The sequence below is a fragment of the Nonomuraea sp. NPDC049141 genome (assembly GCF_040648415.1).
Lineage (GTDB): Bacteria > Actinomycetota > Actinomycetes > Streptosporangiales > Streptosporangiaceae > Nonomuraea.
The window spans coordinates 327702-344872 of sequence record NZ_JBEZDR010000006.1; the positions used below are offsets into that span (position 1 = coordinate 327702).

Genomic DNA, 17171 nt, shown 5'->3' on the forward strand with positions numbered 1-17171 from the left:
CGTTGAAGAAATCTCCCCAATGCCGCGTCCAGAACCGGTTGACTTCGGTGGTCGCCGTTCAGGCGTTCCATTCCGTCCCACGACCGCCAGGAGAGACGATTCTCATCGATGTCAAGGCCCTCGCCAACGCCCGGTTCCGGCTGCTCCTGCTGAGCCAGACGGCCTCGGTGATGGGCGAGCAGATGCTCGCCGTCGCGATCACCGTTTCGGTGCTCGGCGCCGGAGGTGACGCCTCGACACTCGGACTGGTGCTCGCCGTCCGCGGCGTCGCCCTGGTGATCTTCCTGCCGATCGGCGGCGTGTGGGCCGACCGGCTGCCGCGACGGCGGATCATGCTGGCCGCGTACGGGGTCCTGGCCGTCGTGGTCGCCGCGCTGGCGCTGGCTCCCGGCCTGCCGATCTGGACCGCCGCGGTGGTCATCTTCATCGCCGGAGTCACCGAGGCGTTCATCCGGCCCGCCTTCAACGCGATACTCCGAGGCGTCCTCGCGGAGGACGAACGGATGTCCGGCCGGTCCCTGATCGCGGTCTCGATCCGTACCGGCATCATGGTGGGGCCCGCCCTGTGCGTGGCGTTGGTCGCCGCCACCGGGACGCGCGCCGCCTACGGGATCACCGTGGCCGTGTTCGCGGTGACGGCCGTGGTGTTCTGGCGGATCAGGGAGCCGCGCTGGACTCCCGCGCCCCACGCCTCGTTCGCCGACGACATCAGGACCGGCGTGGCCGAGGCGCGGCGGCGTCCCTGGGTGCTGGCCATACTGATCTTCTCGTCCGTCAGCCTCATGTTCGTCCTGGCGCCGGTCCAGGTCCTGCTGCCGGTCGTGAGCACGACGAGGTTCGGGTCGCCCGCCGTGTACGGTCTCGCCCTCACGTGTTACGGCGTCGGCGGCCTCATCGGCGGGCTGATCACGATGGCGTGGCGGCCCAGAGCCGTCGGGGTGCTGGCCATGGTGTCCATGGCGCTGTACGCCGCGGCGCCGCTCTCGCTCCTGCTCGCCACCTCTCCGCTCCCCATCCTCGCCGCGTACGTGATCGCCGGAGCGGGCGTCGAGATCTACGCCATCCACTGGGAGGTGGCCCTGCAGCGGGCCATCCCGGACCAGCTCATCGGACGGATGACCTCCTTCGCCTGGCTGTGCGGCTTTGGCCTGCTGCCCTTCGGCCAGGCGCTGACCGGGCCGTTGTCGGAACTGACGAACACGGCGACCGTCCTCGCCGTGGCGGCGGGCATCGTGCTCATCGTGCCGCCCGCTCTCCTCCTGGTCAGGGGAATGCCTCATCTTCATGAGCCCGGCCTGAAAGACGAGCCGGTATCCGAGGACGCGGGTTGACCTGAATTGCTTATTTTTCCGGATTATTGACGGAAAAATTAGGCGTCGACAGACTCTGCGGCATGCCCCTCACCCATGATCCTTTGTCGCGGCTCAGCCGGGTCTTCGGCGTCTCCGCCCTGCTGTCCGGGCTGGTCATCGGCCCACCGGCGGCGGCGCAGGCGCCCAGCACGTACGCCAACCCGGTGTCGGCGGGGGTGGTCGACACCTTCCCCGACCCGACGATGATCCACGGCAAGGACGGGTTCTGGTACGCCTACGGCACCCAGAACCCGGTGTTCAACAGCAAGGGCGAGGACGGCGAGCGCATTCTGCCGATCCTGCGCTCCCGGGACATGGTGCGCTGGGAGTACGCCGGGCAGGTCTTCACCCCGGAGACCCAGCCCGCCTGGCACAACGCCGCGCGACTCTGGGCGCCGGACATCAGGTACATCAACGGCAAGTACTACCTCTACTACTCGGTGTCCCCCAACGGCGGTGATCTCGGACTGGCGACGGCACCGACGCCGACCGGGCCGTGGACCGACGCGGGCGACGTGCTGCCGTCCTCGACCGGCTGTCCCACGGGCAACATCGACCAGGCGCAGTTCACCGACATCGACGGCACCCCGTACATGTACTGGGGAAGCTACGACATCATCTGCGTCGCGAAGATGAACGCCGACGCCACCCGCATCGAGGGCGCGGCGACCCAGGTGGCCAGGGGGCGCCGGATGGAAGGCGCGTACGTCGTCCGGCACGGCGCCTTCTACTACCTGTTCTACTCCGACGCCGGCTGCTGCCAGGGCTCCTACAGCGGCTACCAGGTCAAGGCCGGCCGGGCCACCAGCCCGTGGGGCCCGTTCGTGGACGACGAGGGCGTCGACCTGATGGACCTGACCAGCAAAGGCGCCATCGTGGTCGGCGCCAACGGCAACCGCTGGACCGGGCCGGGCCACAGCGGCTTCCAGACCGACCTGTCCGGCCAGGACTGGCTCGTCTACCACGGCATCTCGAAAGACGACCCCGACTTCCCGCCGATCGGCGGCGGGCGGCTCGCGGGCCTGAGCAAGCGCCCGCTGCTGATCGACCGGCTGGACTGGATCGACGGCTGGCCGGTGGTACGCGCCGGAGCTGGCCCCTCCGAAGGCGACCAGCCCGCGCCGGTGACCTCCTTCGACGCCGGCGGCACGTTCAACAACGGCTCCCTGACCGGCTGGCGAGCCGCGCGAGACTGGTCTGTCCGAACCGACCAGGACGCGCGCGGGTACGCGAGCCACACCGGAAGCACCACCTACCTGGTGACCGTGAAGAAGGCACCCACCGCCGACGTGCGGGCGCAGGCGGACCTGCGCGTCACCTCCGGCGCCGCCGGCCTCACCTTCGCCCATGTCAACCGCGAGAACAACGTGGTGGCCTGGCTGGACCGGGACCGCCGCGCGCTGGTCACCGACGTGCTCATCGGCGGCAGGAGCCGCGGCAGGTCGGTGACGGCGCTGCCGGCCGGATTCGACTTCGGCACCTGGCACAGCGTGGTGGCCGAGCTGCGCGGCACCGAGCTGACCGTCCAGGTGAGCGGCGACCGGCTCGGTGACCCGGTCGCCGAGCAGACGCGCCGCCTGCCGGCGGCCACAGCCCGCCACGGCTCGGTCGGCGCGGTCGCGCGTGGCAGCGCCGATGCCGACAACGTCGGGGCCGCGAAGCTGTACACCCCCGTCACCGAACGAGTGCCCGACCCCCAGCCGGGTGATCTGCTGCCCGCCTACAGCGACGAGTTCGACGGCGACACCGTCCCCGGCTCGCCTTGGCAGTGGGTACGCGGCCCGGCGGCCGGCGTCACCATGACCGGCGGCGCGCTGTCCTGGCCGACCCAGAACGCCGAGCTATTCCAGGGCACCAACACCGCGTCGGTGCTGCTGCGGGACGCGCCGGAAGGCGACTACACGGTGGAGACGAAGATCGACTTCGCGCCCACTCAGTCCTCCCAGCAGGCCGGGATCCTGCTGTACGAGAATGACGACCGCTACTTCAAGATGGTGCACTCGGTGGTCCCGCTGCAGCGGGGCAACGGGGCGGTGGTCCAGCTCAGCGAGTTCGCCAAGGAAGGGGAACGGCCGACGACCACCCCGCCGACCGCGGTCTTCAACGGCCCGATGTTCGGCGGGCCGACCGCCGACACGATGTGGCTGCGGCTGTCCCATCACGCCGACACCGCACACGGCGAGACCGAGGTACGCGCCGCGACCAGCAGGGACGGCGCGCACTGGGTGTACAACGGCGTGTGGACGCTGCCGACCAAGGACCGGCTCAAGATCGGCCTGGTCTCGATGAACAGGTCAGGCGCAGTGGCACGGTTCGACTACGTCAGGACCTATGGCGGCTGACCCGGCGGGGTCTCTCAGCTGACGGTCACCTTGATCTCCGCGAACTGGTCGGCGGAGCTGGAGATCTTCCCCCCGTTCCGCCATCCGCTGATCCGTTCGGCGTTCTTCAGCTGACCGCCCCGGGCCCACGACCGATCTGCGGCAGGCCAACGCGATCCCTTACGTGGCCCGCGCCGGCATCGCCTGGCGCCACCTGCCGCACGGCTTCCCGGCCCACACCACCGTGTACGGGTAGTTCAACGGCACAGCCGGGGAAAGCCCGCAAACGGACTTTGGCAGAGCGCCGGTGACCGCCGTGAAGAACCGGATCTGCCGGCTCGGTTCGCCTCCCATGCACCGCTCGCCGAACCCAAGCGGCTCTTCTATGGTTCGGATGCCGCCGGTTACCCCGATTACCCGCCGAAACGGGACCGAACCATGGCCAGACCGGGCCGCATCGGAAGCGAACCGCTCGGCCAGCCCGGCATGGCGGTCTCGCCTGCGGCGATCAGCTCGAGGATGGATGTCCGGGGCTCAGAGCCTGGCGCGGCCTGACCACGAGATCACCGGTGATTTTAAATCGATGTACACCTCGCCGGGCGCGCTTCAATAATGGGCCGGTGATCGAAAAGGTCAATCCGTCGACGGTTCATGAACCGGCCGGCTACAGCCATGTGACCATCTCCAACGCCGACCGGCTCGCGCACCTGGCCGGCCAGTGTCCGCTCGACCTCTCCGGCCAGGTGGTCGGCGCCCCCGGTGATTTCACCGCGCAGACCGAGCAGGTAGTCACGAACTGCCTTGCGGTATTGGCGGCGGCCGGCGCCACCCCCGCCGACGTGGTCCGGTCGGTGATCTACGTGGTGAGCCCGGACAGCGACATCCTGTCCGCGGTGTGGTGGCAGCTCAAGGCATCACCACTGGCTGAAGCCTTCACCACCGCCAGCACACTGCTAGGAGTGGCGTCGCTTGGCTACCGAGAACAACTCATCGAGATCGACCTCACCGCGGCATTGTCGGCCTGAATCGATGCCATCGAACCCCGACCGAACCCCTGCGACGCGGCTTCGTGACCGTACCGCCGCTCTGACCAGGATGGCCGGCTACGGCGCCCACGACCCGCTCATGGTCGGCGTGCAACAGGACAGCGCACCGCCTGTCTTCCTGACCAGTGGACGGACCGCGGCCGGGGAGCCGTTGACCGCCGGCACGATCGTCTACACCGCATCGCTGTCCAAACAGATCACGGCCGCCTGCGCGGCTCTACTTGTGCGACAGGGCCGACTGGACACCGAATCGACTTTGGCGCAGTGGATGCCCGAGCTCCCCACGTGGGCGGGCACCGTACGCCTGCGCCATCTGATCTCCCACACGAGCGGCCTGCCCGAGGGCGTCGAATTCGACGATCTCCATCGCGCGAAGCTCGACCGCACCACCGCCGGCGTCGTCCGCGCACTTCTCCCGCTCGACCACCTCGTCAGCGCACCGGGGACCGAATACCGCTACTGCAATGTCGGCTACGTCTGCCTGGCCGTCATCATCGAACGCGCGACGGGCCGGCCGCTGCCCGACTTCGCCCGCGAGCACGTGTTCGCCCCGCTCGGGATGGCCGACAGCCGGTACTGGTCCGGCCCGGCCCCGCATCCGCCCGGAGCCACACCCCTCGACCCGCACTACCCGGCACCGCTGTCCCTCGGCGACGGCGGGGTCTGGTCCACCGCCCCGGACCTCATCCGCTGGAACCAGGCCCTGGAACGCGACGAGCTGGGCGTCTCCGCGCTCCTGCAGACACCCGGCCACCTGGACGACGGCACGCGGCTCGACTACGCGTGGGCCCTCGGCGTCCGTGAGCACGCAGGCCGGCGGATCTACCGGCACGGCGGCAGGTGGGCCGGGCTGAGCACGCAACTCGTCCGCCTCGCCGATCAGTGCTCCAGTTTCGTCATCATCGCCCTGGACGACGACGAGGCCCGCACGGCCACTCTGGCCACAGCCATGATCGAAGAACTCACCACCTAGAGTCGTCGCGATCTCATCAGAGGGCGGTACGGCACGAGGTCCACAGCCCGGCCATGCGTGACCGTAACGGCTACTCCGTCGCTCGCCACTCTGGAGTGACACAGCCCTCTTCGTAGTGCCACCGGCCCTCTTCCGCGCCTTGGATCACGAACCGCTTCACCGCAGATATCTCAGCCGCTGAAGGAACGTTCAACGCGACCAGTCCGAACTGCTCTATCCCCTCGCCCTCAATCCCGAACGGCGCGAAGGCGTCCAGCACCGCTTGACGCACCTCGACTTGATGACCGCCTTCTGCTGGGATGATCCGAATCGTGCAGTTGCCGGAGTACTCCACGGCCTGCTTCACCCACAGCACCCCGTCCTCATCAGGCGCAACCACGACAACATCGCCGAGCGCAAAGCCACGGGCGAAAAACGGGGTATTACCCAACCGGACGCGATCGTTACCGACCCGGACCGCCCACAAACGCTCGGTCCGCGCAGGAGGCCACCCGTCCTCGGGTTCAAGGTCGAACACCACTCGCACCCAGTCAACGTCAGGGTCCCGCTCCGGATTGTTCTCGCTCACCCGCACAGGATGGCAGATTCATCCGCCAGGCCTGCGCTTGACAAAGTGCAGAGCAACTTCGAGAAACGTAAGGTATCCATCGGCACGGGAGTGTCAAGTTAACGGCTGATCTTGGTTGTTGAAGTGTTCAGAGGTTGGCAGGAGTGAGGCGGCCTTCAAAGGCGATGTGGATGGCGTTCAAGGGTGCCTTCCAGCGCATGGTCCAGCGCTTGCGGCCCTTTCCGGTGAAATCGAGGCTCATCAGCGCCATGAACACACACTTCAGGGCCGCGCTCTCGTTCGGGAACTGGCCGCGGGCACGCACCGCCTTACGGATGCGGGCGTTGACGCTCTCGATGGCATTGGTGGAGCAGATGACCTTGCGGATCTCGACGTCGAAGGCCAGGAAGGGCACGAACTCCGCCCAACTGGTCTCCCACAGGCGCACGATCGCCGGGTACTTGCGTCCCCAGACCTCGGAGAAGTCGTAGAACCGCTCCAGCGCGGCCTCCTCGGTCGGGGCGGTGTAGACGGGCTTGAGCGCACGTGCGATCTTGTCCCAGTCCTGGCGGGCGGCGTACCGGAACGAATTGCGCAGCAGGTGAAGCCGTAAAGAATCAACACGGCGGTTCGGTCGGTGTTGTGGGCTCGCTGCCTGATTCGACGGAGGCGATCATGTCGATGGCGGTCCGGAATCGGGTACTTGCGGGTTCGCCGCCATGTCCGTGAGCTGGGCATTCGCACGCTCATCGCCCGGCGCGGCACCGGGCAGGGAAGCGGCCTGGGCAAGAACCGCTGGGTCGTCGAAGCGGCCTTCGCGCTTCTGCGCTGGTTCCGCCGACTGCGTATCCGCTGGGAAATCCGCGCCGACATCCCTCGGCTGCGCAATCGTCTGCTGACGGCGCCTCAAAAGCAGTGCTGATCTGATCCCTCAGCCCATGCCGCCTACCAGTGCCTCGCCGAGCGGGGTGCGCCGGTAGAGCACCGACCGTCCGGACCGGGCGCGGACGAGCAGTCCCGCGCCTCGCAGGATGGCGAGGTGGTCTCCTACCGCGCCGGGTGCCATGGCAAGGCTTCGGGCGAGGTGGCTGGTACTGGCCGGGGCGTCCAGCGCCAACAGCAGCCGGGCTCGGGACCGGCCGACCAGAGCGGTCAGGGCGTCCGGTCGGGGGACGGTCTCCTGTTCGCCCCACAGGGCGGCGGTGCCGCGGGCAGGATAGATCAAGGTCCTGGGCCAGGGGTCTTCCAGGTGGGCGGCGATATTCGCGACGAAGACCGAAGGGATCAGCAGGAGCCCGTCGCCGGCGAGGCGGACTGTTCCGACTTGGGGGAAGTGGCCGATCTCGATACCGCCGGCTTGCCAGGCGATGCTCGGGTGCAGGCTCTCGATGGTCGTGACCCATCCGTGTTCGCCGATCACACCCACCCGATGCACGACGTCGCGCTCACAGATCGCGCGCAGTTGCGGCCAGTCCGTGGCGAGCAGCTCGTGCCACGCCTGGTCCATCGCCTCGGCGATCCTGGAGGCGGCGTCCGTCGAGTCCAGCACTGCGCGTACGCGGGGATCGCGGGCGGACGGGCCGGTCGCGTTGGTGGCGAATTCGTGGCGGGCCGCTTCCAGCGGTGTGGCCCGGATCATGGCCAGGTCGTCTGCCCAGGTCTGGTTGAGGCCGCGCGGGGGTGGGGCGACGAAGTTCGGTCCGGATTGGGGGCTGTGCAGGGCGAGGACGGCGTTCAGTTCGGTCTCGCGGCGAAGCCGTTCGAAGGCCGGCAGGAGCCGGGTGGCCCAGGCTCGCGGCAGTGGCCGGTCTTGGCCGGCGAGCGAGCGCAGCAGGAAGCAGAGGTCCATCGCGGGGGAGAGTGCGAAGCGGCTGCGCAGCAGGGCCTCGACGGAGACTTCGAAGCGGAGCACCCTGCGACGTTACCGCAGGACGTCCGTTCCGATTCGTCGAGCGACGAATCATTGTTGGGTGGGGTGGGCGCACGGCGAGGCTGGGCGTCATGACCCCAACCGCCGAACCCGCGCAGGGCAACCACCGTGCCACCTACCGGGAGGTGCTGGCCGAGCCGCGATTCCGGCTGCTCTTCTCAACCCGCACCGTCGCGATCACTGCGGACGCGCTGCGGATCACCACGTTCTCGGTGCTGGTCTTCTCGGCCACCGGCTCCGCGCTGCTGAGCGCACTGGCCTTCGGCATCGGCTTCATCCCGCAGCTGTTCGGCTCGCTGCTGCTGGGCTCACTGGCCGACCGACTGCCGCCCCGCGCGCTCATCACCGGCGGCTACGCCTTGACGTGCGCCGCCGCCCTGCTGCTCGCCCTGGTGCGGATGCCGATCGCGGCAAGCCTCGGTGTCGTGGCGCTGGTCGCCCTCGCCACACCGGTGTTTCACGGCGCGTCGAGTCGGCTGGTCGCGCAGTCGCTGGAGGGCGACGCCTATGTACTGGGCCGTTCACTGAACAACATCGCTGCCTCCGGCGCGCAATTGTTCGGTCTGGCACTGGGAGGTGCGGTCGTCGCGGTACTCGGCCCGCACCGGGCGCTCGCGGTAAGCGCCGCCCTCTACCTCGGCTGCGCGCTCGCCATCCGCATCCGGCTACCCCGGCTGCAGCCGGGAGAGTTCGGCGGCACACCTGGCAGCGCTCGGGGCGATGGCGGGGCCGTCCGGGCAAGCCTGCACGGTGCCGGCCTGCTGCTGCGCGGACACACGGTACGACGACTGATGCTGGCCCAGTGGCTACCGCCCGCGTTCGTGGCGGGCGCGGAAGGTCTGATCGTCGCCTACGCGGGAGGACGCCACTTCGCGCCCGGCTGGTACGCGGTGCTGATGGGCTGTCTGCCGGTCGGCATGCTTGTCGGTGACCTGCTGGTGGGTCGACTGCTACGGCCACCCACCCGGGAGCGACTGGTAGTCCCGTTGATTGCGCTTACGGGACTGCCGCTGGTCGGCTTCGCTACCGAGCCCGGAGTGGGCGTCTCCTCCTGTCTGCTGCTGCTCTGCGGCTTCGGATTAGCCTACGGTCTCGGCCTGCAGCGGCCTTTCCTGGACGCCCTGCCGCAGGATGGCCTGGGCCAGGCCTTCGGTCTGCTCGGCTCCGGCAGCATGACGCTGCAGGGCGTCGGGCCGGCCTGCTTCGGCGCGGTGGCCGCAGGCATCGGAACAGGCGGCGCAATCGCCCTGGCAGGCGGCGCGGCGATGCTTACCGCCGGCTGGATTCTCACCTGGCACCCGCCCACCTCCCCGGTCCCCGTCCCGAACTACTCAACGGGATCAGAGAACGGCACCGAACAGCATGCGTGCGTGTAGTTCTCCTGCGCAGTAACCGTCGCAGGTCAGGTCGGCCGCGAGCCGTCACGCAACCCACCCCTACCCCGACATCTCTCTGATAGACAGTCATTCCCGGTAGCTCATTGTGTTAGGAGTCCTAGGCCTCGGCTCTGCCAGCCGTTGCGGACCACATACGGGATCTTGAGACCACGAACAGCCCATGGAAGGTTCATGCCGCATGATCGAGACATTCGCGAAGGACAACCTGCACGGGAGACTGCGGCGGGACCGCGAGGCGCTGCTCTGGAAACTCGACGGCTTGTCCGAATACGACGCCCGCAGACCTTTGACGGCGACCGGGACCAACCTCCTCGGCCTGGTCAAACACGTGGCCACCGTCGAGGCCAGGTACTTCGGCGAGGTCTTCGACCGCCCTTCCCCGGAATCGCTGTCCCGGTGGCAGGACTCCGACGGCAGCGATCAGTGGGCGGCCGAGGACGAGACCCGCGATCAGATCATCGAGTTCTACCGGCGCACGTGGGAACACTCGGACGCGACGATCAACGAGCTTCCCCTCGACGCCCCCGGCCACGTGCCGTGGTGGCCGGAGCCTTATCCCAACACGAACCTGTTCGCCATCATGGTCCATGTACTCGGCGAGTCCATCCGGCATGCCGGGCACGCCGATATCCTGCGCGAGGGCCTCGACGGCCGGACCGGGGTGCGCGCCGAAAACGAGCAGCAGATCGACGAGGAAGTCCGTGCAGCCTACTGCGCGAAGATCGAGCAGGCCGCCAGGTCGGCCGCATCAATCAAGGCTTAGAGGTCCTAACAAAATGATCTAGGAGCGTGTCCAGGGGCCCTCTTGATCGTTGGTCTCTGCATGAAGAAGGGTGAGCAGCTGCCCTGGATCGTGCCGGACAGCTTGTGGGAGCGCGTCGAACCGCTGTTACCGAAGGTGGAGCGGCGACAGCATCATCCCGGCGCAAACGACTGGACGATCGGCTCGCTCTGCAGGGCATCCTGTTCGTGCTCTACACCGCGATCCCGTGGGAGTTCCTGCCTCAGGAGCTGGGCTTCGGCTCGGGCATGACCTGCTGGCGGCGGCTGCGCGACTGGCACGCCGCCGGCGTGTGGGATCGGCTGCGCCAGCTTCTGCTCGCCGAACTGCACGCCGCCGGCCAGCTCGACTGGTCCAAGGCGGTGATCGACAGCTCCCACGTCCGGGCGCTCAAGGGCGGCCCAAAACCGGCCCGAGCCCGGTCGACCGCGCCAAGCCGGGCTCGAAACACCACGTCATCACCGACGGCAACGGCATCCCCCTCGCCGTCTCCCTGTCCGGTGGCAACCGCAACGACGTCACCCAGCTCATGCCCCTGATCAAAGCGATCCCGCCGGTGCGGGGCCGAGTAGGGCGTCCCCGCAAGCGACCCGCCTGCCTATACGCCGACCGGGGCTACGACCATGACAAGTACCGCCGCCTCCTCTGGCGCGCCGGCATCAAACCGCACATCGCCCGCCGCGGCACCCCACACGGCTCCGGCCTGGGTATCCACCGCTGGGTCGTCGAACGAACCATTGCGCTTCTGCACTGGTTCCGCCGCCTGCGCATCCGCTGGGAGATCCGCGACGACATCCACGAAGCCTTCATGACCCTCGCCGCCGCCATCATCTGCTGGCGACGCCTCGTCCGCTGACCCCTCTGTTAGGACCTCTAAGCGGCGCAGGAAACTCAGCCGTGAGTCCGGGACGGCTCCCTATCCTGGCAGCGCCACGCCAACAGGGCAGCGAGATCGTCCACACCACTACCGGCATGAGGTGCCGCACACCGCCGTACGTCCAGGCTTGTAGAAGATGATCCCAGTTGCCGCCCTGGATCTCGCGTGTCCACTTGATGATCTGCCGAAGGGCCCATTCAACGCCATCATCGTCGTCCAGACTACGGCCGCTTGCGATCGTCAGCGGTCCCGCCCAGGGCATCATCAGCCGCAGTGCACACCAGACAAGAGGCGGGATTTATTCTTGACGGCCGCCTCAACATCGATGCATCTGCCGGCAGCCGAGACGTACACCGGCCCGGCGTACTCCGCATAATTCCCCGCGTCGACGTCGTCCCACCAGCCGCCACCAGCCACCATGATCTTCACCGACTTCCAGGTGGTGGTCCCCGCCGTGGAGCCGTAGCCGTAGGTGAGGGCGCAGTTCTTGCGCGAGCTGGAGTTGTAGTGGACCTCCAGAGTGCCCACCCTCGTACCGGTCGACGGGATGGCGTAGACGCCGACCCTGGTGTACCCGCTGCCGCAAGGACCAGCCGCGCTGGCCGGCGTGGCCCCCGCCATCAGCGAGGCAGCGACCGTGGCCGCGCTTACCAGGGCAGCAAGTTTCGTGCGCATCAGCATCCTTCGTCCTTCCGGGTCTATCGTCATCTCTCGTAAGCCCCATGGGCTTCGCTGGCAGCGACCATATTCCATTCAACGTAGTATGGTCAATTTGGCAGTGCGGCTGTCGGCAGAAGAGCGCGCGACTTCACCCAGCCGACCCCAGCCTGACCTGGAGCGGCGTATGTACCCTATGGAAAAGGCACCCACGTGGGCGGCGCGGCTGAGCGGGGCTCTCGTTCGCCCGGTCCACCGTACGGCCGGCGCCATGCCGAGTCCGGCGCCGAGAAAAGCACGCCCAGGGCCAGCCAGCCAGGCGCGCCCACCCCGACGATGAGCGTGCGAACAGCGGCCCGATCATGCACGCGATCGCCAGCCCGATGCCGAAAAGCCCTGGCGTCGAGATCAACGATCAGCAACTTCACGGGACACGGTTCTAGATCATTTTGTTAGGACCTCTTAGTCGGGCATATCAGGCAGCCTGACATCAGCTCCCCTACCGGCGCTTGCGATTTCCGAGCACCCGGCCACCTGATGTGCCCGCGTCACCCGATGTGGGCGTTCAGTCCGCGCCTTTGTCGTCCTCGTCCAGCTCGAGCGCGTCCGCGTCGCTCAGCGGGCGCAGGGCGCCGGCGGCCGGGGTCGAGGCGGTGAAGCTGTAGCGGCCGAGCAGGTTCAGGTTGCGGTGCTTGAGAGGGGAGAGCCGGGTGATGTCCTCCTCGCGGATCGCGTGGCCCTCGGCCTGGTAGCTGGGGCCACGGCGGCGTCGACGTAACGGGTCGTCCACGATGGTGTTGAGGACCAGACTGAGCGAGCCGAGCTGGTCCTCCACGCCGTCCCGGTACGCCTGGTGGATGGTGCCGCGCTTGCCGTGGCACACGTCCCGGGCCAGCTTTAACCGCACGGTCGTCAACCTCGGTGACACCCGCCATCTCGACTCCGCCGAAGCCGGCTGACCTCTACCTGGCCCGCTTCGACGGCTAACGAGGTGACGTGCCACCGCTGAGCAGACTCCGTCCCATGATGCTGCGCCGATCCGCAAGAGCCGGGGCGCCCGCGACACGCCGAGCGGCGGGCTATCAAAGACTGTTGCGGTCACGTTCAGTCACCTAACAGGTTCTCGATGACCTTGAACCTCCTTCAAGATCAGTTCGGTTAAGCTTGCGTTCGCTGCTCGCTCCTCCGGCCGGACCCGGCCCAGCGCGGCCGGTTGGAGGGATCCGCGACAACCTCGTCGCCCGGATCGCCGAACGCGAAGGCCGACTCGGCAAGGTCTCCAGGTCAGCCTGGCTGGCGCCGACGAGAAGTTCCGCCGGCTCGATCGGGGCCACGGGCAGCATACGGCCGTAGACCTTGGCATCCCCACCGCGCGTGATGATCGATGAATCCACGAAGGTGGGCTGCCGCATGGCCTCAACCAAGATCGAGAAAAGTCAAAGAATCATGTATCAAACGCCCTTCAGAACACGATCAAGTGCCGCCCGGCCCGCAGGTCCCCAGTGCGGCTTGCCGCCGGGAAGGCCCCGATCTCCGCTCTGTCCCATGAGCATCAGGAAGAGGCTCTTCATAGCGGCCAGCCCGCGGGCGCGCCGGATCACCGCCTCGTCCGCGTGCGCGTACGCGTCGAAGAACCGTGCGGCCTCGCCCGCGGGGAGCAGCACCCACGCGGCGCCCAGGTCCCACGCGGGATCGCCAGCGAACAAGGCACCGAAATCGATCACGCCCGAGAGCGTTCCGTCCGAGACGACGACATTCGCGGGATGGAGGTCGCCGTGCACCCACACCGGCGGGCCCTCCCATTCGGGGGCCGCGACGGCATCTGCCCAGACGGCCCGGACGGCGCGGACATCGCCGACGGCGTCGGGGTCAATGGCCTGCAAGAACTGCTCGAAGCCGCCCGTGCACCTCTTGGGGTGAGCGCCGAGGTCCGAACTGGCCGGGGCCTCGGCGGGCGCCTCCACATGGAGCGCCTGGAGGAAGCTCGCCAGCGTGTCGGCCGCGTGGGCGCCGCGGCTGATCGAGCCGTGGTCCAGCGGCTCGCCGGGAACCCACGTCATCACGGTCCAGTGCTTGGGGAAGCGCTCGGACGGTTCGCCGAATCGCACCGGGGTCGGCACCGGGAGCGGCAGGCGCGGGGCCAGCACAGGTAGCCACCGCCGCTCCTTGAGCTGGAGCTCCGGGGTGGGGTCCATGCGTTGCATGCGTACGGCCAACTCGTCCCCGAGGCGCCACATTTGGTTGCCCCAGCCGCCCGCCACCTCGCGGATGGCCAGCCCCGCAAGGTCCGGATGTTGCTCCTGCAGCAGGTCGCGGACCAGGTCGGCGGTGATCTCAATCTCGGTGTCGGTCATGCGAAGCCACAGTACTGAGGCGGCAGCGGAGCAGCAGCTTCAAGCCATGCGTGAAGCGGCTGTTCGCGCGAGCACCGTCAACCTCGGAATGCCCAGCATCCGCAAACGCTTCCACCACTCTCGATATCGTGCAGTCGTGACCGGATCCGCACAGCGTCCGCTGCTCTTCCTCGACGTCGACGGACCACTCATCCCCTTCGGTGCCCCGTCACATCGGTATCCGACCTACCAGGCCGTTTCGTCGCCGCAAGCGGAAGCAAATCCGCTCCTGGCCAGAATCAATCCCGACCACGGAGCCCGGTTGATGACGCTGCCCTGCGAACTGGTCTGGGCCACCAGTTGGATGGACGACGCCAACGAGTGCATCGCACCCCGCATGGGACTGCCCCCGCTGGCGATCGTGGCCTGGCCGGACGAGTCCGAGACCGAGCAGCAGGACGAACGCGACGGCCTGCACTGGAAGACCCGCACCCTTGTCACCTGGGCAGCAGGACGCCCATTCGCCTGGATCGACGACGAGGTCACCGACAAAGATCGCACCTGGGTCTCCGCGCACCATCCCGGGCCGGCACTCCTTCACCGCATCGACCCACGCACCGGCCTCACCGAGGCCGACTACCTCATCATCAACCAGTGGCTACGCGGGACCAGTACGGCAGCACTGTCCGATGGCTCCACCTGATCGAGCTTCGACCAGACCCTACTGCTCTGACCTGCGGACACGTCGTAACCCGCCCGCTTTCCGGGTCAGCGGCGTTTGTTGACGCAGTACTGCGCGAACAGCCCAAGGGCTGCTATGGCGACGCCGTAGCCGAGGACGGTCCCCAGTAGACCGGCCAGAGCGATCAGGAGTCCTGCGATGATCGACGACACTCCGAAGCTCAGGTAGGCGACCAGGTAGATGGATGGGGGCCGGGCGCCGCAGCACGTACTGCGCGTAGTGATTGACCGGGAGACGACCACGTGACGGCACCGCGCGCACCGGCACCGCTACGACCCCCACGTGATGAGGTGCCGCACCGCGAGCACCAGAATGAGAGGGGAGGCGGCGCCTCAGCAGCAACGGGGCCGCACACGCCCGTACAGGGGAACCGTGGAACGAGGTGTCCGATGGAAGTCGAAGGATCGGTCGCGTTGGTGACCGGCGCGAACCGGGGAATCGGCCGGGCGTTCACCCGCGCTCTGCTGGCACGGGGCGCCGCCAAGGTGTACGCGGGCGTCCGCAGGCCCGAGGACTTCGAAGAGCCCGGACTTGAGCCACTGCGCCTGGACGTCACCGCCCCGGACCAGATCGCGGCCGCGGCGTCGGCGGCGTCCGACGCGACCATCGTGATCAACAACGCCGGCATCATAGCCGGGCCGGGCCTGCTGGAGGGCTCTTTGGAGGGCGCGCGGCAGGAGCTGGAGGTGAACTATCTGGGCACCTGGGCGGTCTCGCGGGCTTTCGCGCCCGTCCTCGCCGCCAACGGTGGCGGAGTCCTGGTGAACATGCTGTCGGTGGCCTCCTGGCGGGCGAACAACCGGTTCCCCGGCTACGCGGCGTCGAAGGCCGCCCAATGGTCGCTCACCAACGCGCTGCGCGTGGGACTTCGGGAGCAGGGGACGCTGGTCGTCGGTGTGCATGTGGGCTATGTGGACACCGATGCCACCGTGGAGGTCGACGCTCCGAAGGTGGAGGCCGCGGAAGTGGCGGCACAGACCATGGACGCGATCAGCCGCGACGAGCCGGAGGTACTCGTCGACGAGACCGCCCGGCGGGTGCGCGCCGCACTGTCCGGGCCCCTGGAACTCCTCTACCCGACCGTGTGAACGAGAGAGGTCAGTCCCTGGGGCGCACGAACAGTTCGAGATGCGAGCAGCGGGTGCAGCGGAAGGCCTCGATGATCCAGACGGCTCTCCCCATGCGCTTGGCCCCGCCGAACAGCCCGCGCTCCAGCGCACCCTGGATCCATCGCCCGTAGCCCTGGGATCCTTCGCCCTGGTCGTCGATGAAGCCCGGCTCCAGGTCCGTTCCTTCGCACTGAGTGCACATCATGATCCGTATTGTGCCAGCGTCCGGGCCCCTGCGGATGTCCTACAGGGGCCCGACGGGGCGGTCTCCGCGCAGGGTGATGCGGTGCATGACGCGGTGGGCGGTGCCGTAGTCGCGGTTGGCGTAGTGAGCGGTGCTGCGGTTGTCCCACATGGCGATGTCGCCGGCACTCCAGCGATGGCGAATGATGTGCTCGGGCTTGGTGAGATGGGCGTAGAGGAGGTCCAGGATGCCACGGCTCTCCGCCTCAGAGACGCCGACGATGTGCGAGGTGAAGCCCGGGTTGACGAAGATGCCCTTGCGGCCGGTCTCCGGGTGCACGCGGACGACGGGGTGCTCCACCGGGTCCAGCCGGGTGACGACGTCGCCGTCCCAGACGCTGCCCTTGCCACCGCGCCGCTGGGCCAGGTAGTAGCCGAACTCCCGGTTGCCGTCGTGCACGGCGGTGAGCCGGTCGGCCAGCTCGCGTACCGGCTCGGACAGGGAGTCGTAGGCGAGCTGGCTGTCGGCCCAGCTCGTGTCGCCGCCGGTCGGGGGCAGGATGACGGCGCGCAGGATCGATCCGAGCGGCGGGCGGGGCATGAAGGTGACGTCGGTGTGCCAGACGTCGGCGAAGCCGTTGTCGGCGCTGTCGAGCGCGTAGATCTCCGGATGCGCCTCGTCCACGCCGCCGACGACCGGATGGGAGGCGGTCAGCTCACCGAGGCGCCGGCCGAGTGCCACCTGGCCGTCGTCGTCGAGGTGCTGGCCGCGGAAGAAGAGCACTTTCCGCTCGGTGAGCGCGGCTCGTACGGCGACCAGGTCGTCGTCGTGGGCGTTGGCCAGGTCGAGCCCTTCGACCTGGGCGCCGAAGTGCGGTCCGAGCGGGTTCAGGGTGAGCTTGGCTGCGGTTCGGACGGACATG

General features: G+C 68.1%; 16 protein-coding genes and 4 pseudogenes. 11 read left to right on the forward strand and 9 right to left on the reverse strand.

Annotated elements, in window-relative coordinates; translation table 11 throughout:
• The first annotated feature begins 2 nt into the window (after positions 1–2).
• The 5 genes and pseudogenes from AB0B91_RS20495 (at position 3) to AB0B91_RS20515 (ending at position 5692) form a co-directional block, all read left to right on the forward strand.
• Positions 3–1331, forward strand: coding sequence for an MFS transporter (locus tag AB0B91_RS20495; RefSeq protein ID WP_358321589.1), 1329 nt, complete (start codon positions 3–5; stop codon positions 1329–1331).
• Positions 1332–1393: 62 nt separating this feature from the next.
• Positions 1394–3694 (forward strand): family 43 glycosylhydrolase, encoded by a 2301-nt coding sequence (locus tag AB0B91_RS20500; protein ID WP_358321592.1) that lies wholly within the window; start codon positions 1394–1396, stop codon positions 3692–3694.
• Positions 3695–3821: 127 nt separating this feature from the next.
• Positions 3822–3923 (forward strand): annotated as a pseudogene (locus AB0B91_RS20505) (transposase); the annotation flags it as partial.
• Positions 3924–4293: 370 nt separating this feature from the next.
• Complete coding sequence (locus tag AB0B91_RS20510) at positions 4294–4698, forward strand: RidA family protein (protein ID WP_358321595.1); 405 nt, start codon at positions 4294–4296, stop codon at positions 4696–4698.
• A 4-nt stretch (positions 4699–4702) separates the two neighbouring features.
• On the forward strand, positions 4703–5692 hold the full coding sequence (locus AB0B91_RS20515) for a serine hydrolase domain-containing protein (protein ID WP_358321598.1): 990 nt from the start codon (positions 4703–4705) through the stop codon (positions 5690–5692).
• Positions 5693–5762: 70 nt separating this feature from the next.
• Here AB0B91_RS20515 and AB0B91_RS20520 read toward each other — a convergent pair whose 3' ends face one another.
• Entirely contained in the window at positions 5763–6260 is a 498-nt protein-coding gene (locus tag AB0B91_RS20520) for a DUF4265 domain-containing protein (RefSeq protein ID WP_358321601.1), read from the reverse strand.
• A 127-nt stretch (positions 6261–6387) separates the two neighbouring features.
• Positions 6388–6846 (reverse strand): annotated as a pseudogene (locus AB0B91_RS20525) (transposase); the annotation flags it as partial.
• 105 nt (positions 6847–6951) lie between these two features.
• On the opposite strand from AB0B91_RS20525, the pseudogene AB0B91_RS20530 reads away from it, so the two are divergent.
• Positions 6952–7138 (forward strand): annotated as a pseudogene (locus AB0B91_RS20530) (IS5/IS1182 family transposase); the annotation flags it as partial.
• Between the two features lie 32 nt (positions 7139–7170).
• On the opposite strand, the gene AB0B91_RS20535 reads toward AB0B91_RS20530, so the two are convergent.
• Positions 7171–8151 carry a winged helix-turn-helix domain-containing protein gene (locus AB0B91_RS20535; protein WP_358321604.1) on the reverse strand — a complete coding sequence of 327 codons (981 nt, stop codon included), beginning with the start codon at positions 8149–8151 and terminating at the stop codon, positions 7171–7173.
• 89 nt (positions 8152–8240) lie between these two features.
• Here AB0B91_RS20535 and AB0B91_RS20540 point away from each other — a divergent pair, with 89 nt between their 5' ends.
• The 3 genes and pseudogenes from AB0B91_RS20540 to AB0B91_RS20550 all read left to right on the forward strand — a co-directional run bounded on the left by AB0B91_RS20540 (position 8241) and on the right by AB0B91_RS20550 (position 11203).
• Positions 8241–9545 (forward strand): MFS transporter, encoded by a 1305-nt coding sequence (locus tag AB0B91_RS20540; protein WP_358321606.1) that lies wholly within the window; start codon positions 8241–8243, stop codon positions 9543–9545.
• A gap of 199 nt (positions 9546–9744) precedes the next feature.
• Positions 9745–10329 carry a DinB family protein gene (locus AB0B91_RS20545; protein ID WP_358321609.1) on the forward strand — a complete coding sequence of 195 codons (585 nt, stop codon included), beginning with the start codon at positions 9745–9747 and terminating at the stop codon, positions 10327–10329.
• 60 nt (positions 10330–10389) lie between these two features.
• Positions 10390–11203 (forward strand): annotated as a pseudogene (locus AB0B91_RS20550) (IS5 family transposase).
• Between the two features lie 285 nt (positions 11204–11488).
• Here AB0B91_RS20550 and AB0B91_RS20555 read toward each other — a convergent pair.
• From AB0B91_RS20555 to AB0B91_RS20565, 3 genes are all read right to left on the reverse strand, one after another.
• Positions 11489–11899, reverse strand: a complete 411-nt coding sequence (locus AB0B91_RS20555) for a spore-associated protein A (protein ID WP_358321612.1) — start codon at positions 11897–11899, stop codon at positions 11489–11491.
• Between the two features lie 547 nt (positions 11900–12446).
• Positions 12447–12788: a Tn3 family transposase gene (locus AB0B91_RS20560; protein ID WP_358321615.1), complete on the reverse strand. Its 342-nt coding sequence runs from the start codon at positions 12786–12788 to the stop codon at positions 12447–12449.
• A 544-nt stretch (positions 12789–13332) separates the two neighbouring features.
• Positions 13333–14235 (reverse strand): aminoglycoside phosphotransferase family protein, encoded by a 903-nt coding sequence (locus AB0B91_RS20565; protein WP_358321618.1) that lies wholly within the window; start codon positions 14233–14235, stop codon positions 13333–13335.
• 136 nt (positions 14236–14371) lie between these two features.
• On the opposite strand from AB0B91_RS20565, the gene AB0B91_RS20570 reads away from it, so the two are divergent.
• Positions 14372–14917 carry an HAD domain-containing protein gene (locus AB0B91_RS20570; RefSeq protein ID WP_358321620.1) on the forward strand — a complete coding sequence of 182 codons (546 nt, stop codon included), beginning with the start codon at positions 14372–14374 and terminating at the stop codon, positions 14915–14917.
• Between the two features lie 65 nt (positions 14918–14982).
• On the opposite strand, the gene AB0B91_RS20575 is transcribed toward AB0B91_RS20570, so the two are convergent.
• On the reverse strand, positions 14983–15198 hold the full coding sequence (locus AB0B91_RS20575; RefSeq protein WP_358321623.1) for a hypothetical protein: 216 nt from the start codon (positions 15196–15198) through the stop codon (positions 14983–14985).
• Between the two features lie 147 nt (positions 15199–15345).
• Between AB0B91_RS20575 and AB0B91_RS20580 the strand changes: the two genes are divergently transcribed.
• Complete coding sequence (locus AB0B91_RS20580; protein WP_358321625.1) at positions 15346–16044, forward strand: SDR family oxidoreductase; 699 nt, start codon at positions 15346–15348, stop codon at positions 16042–16044.
• A 10-nt stretch (positions 16045–16054) separates the two neighbouring features.
• On the opposite strand, the gene AB0B91_RS20585 is transcribed toward AB0B91_RS20580, so the two are convergent.
• Positions 16055–16270: a hypothetical protein gene (locus tag AB0B91_RS20585; protein WP_358321628.1), complete on the reverse strand. Its 216-nt coding sequence runs from the start codon at positions 16268–16270 to the stop codon at positions 16055–16057.
• Positions 16271–16309: 39 nt separating this feature from the next.
• Positions 16310–17170, reverse strand: a complete 861-nt coding sequence (locus AB0B91_RS20590) for a TauD/TfdA family dioxygenase (RefSeq protein WP_358321631.1) — start codon at positions 17168–17170, stop codon at positions 16310–16312.
• Between the last annotated feature and the right edge of the window lies 1 nt (position 17171).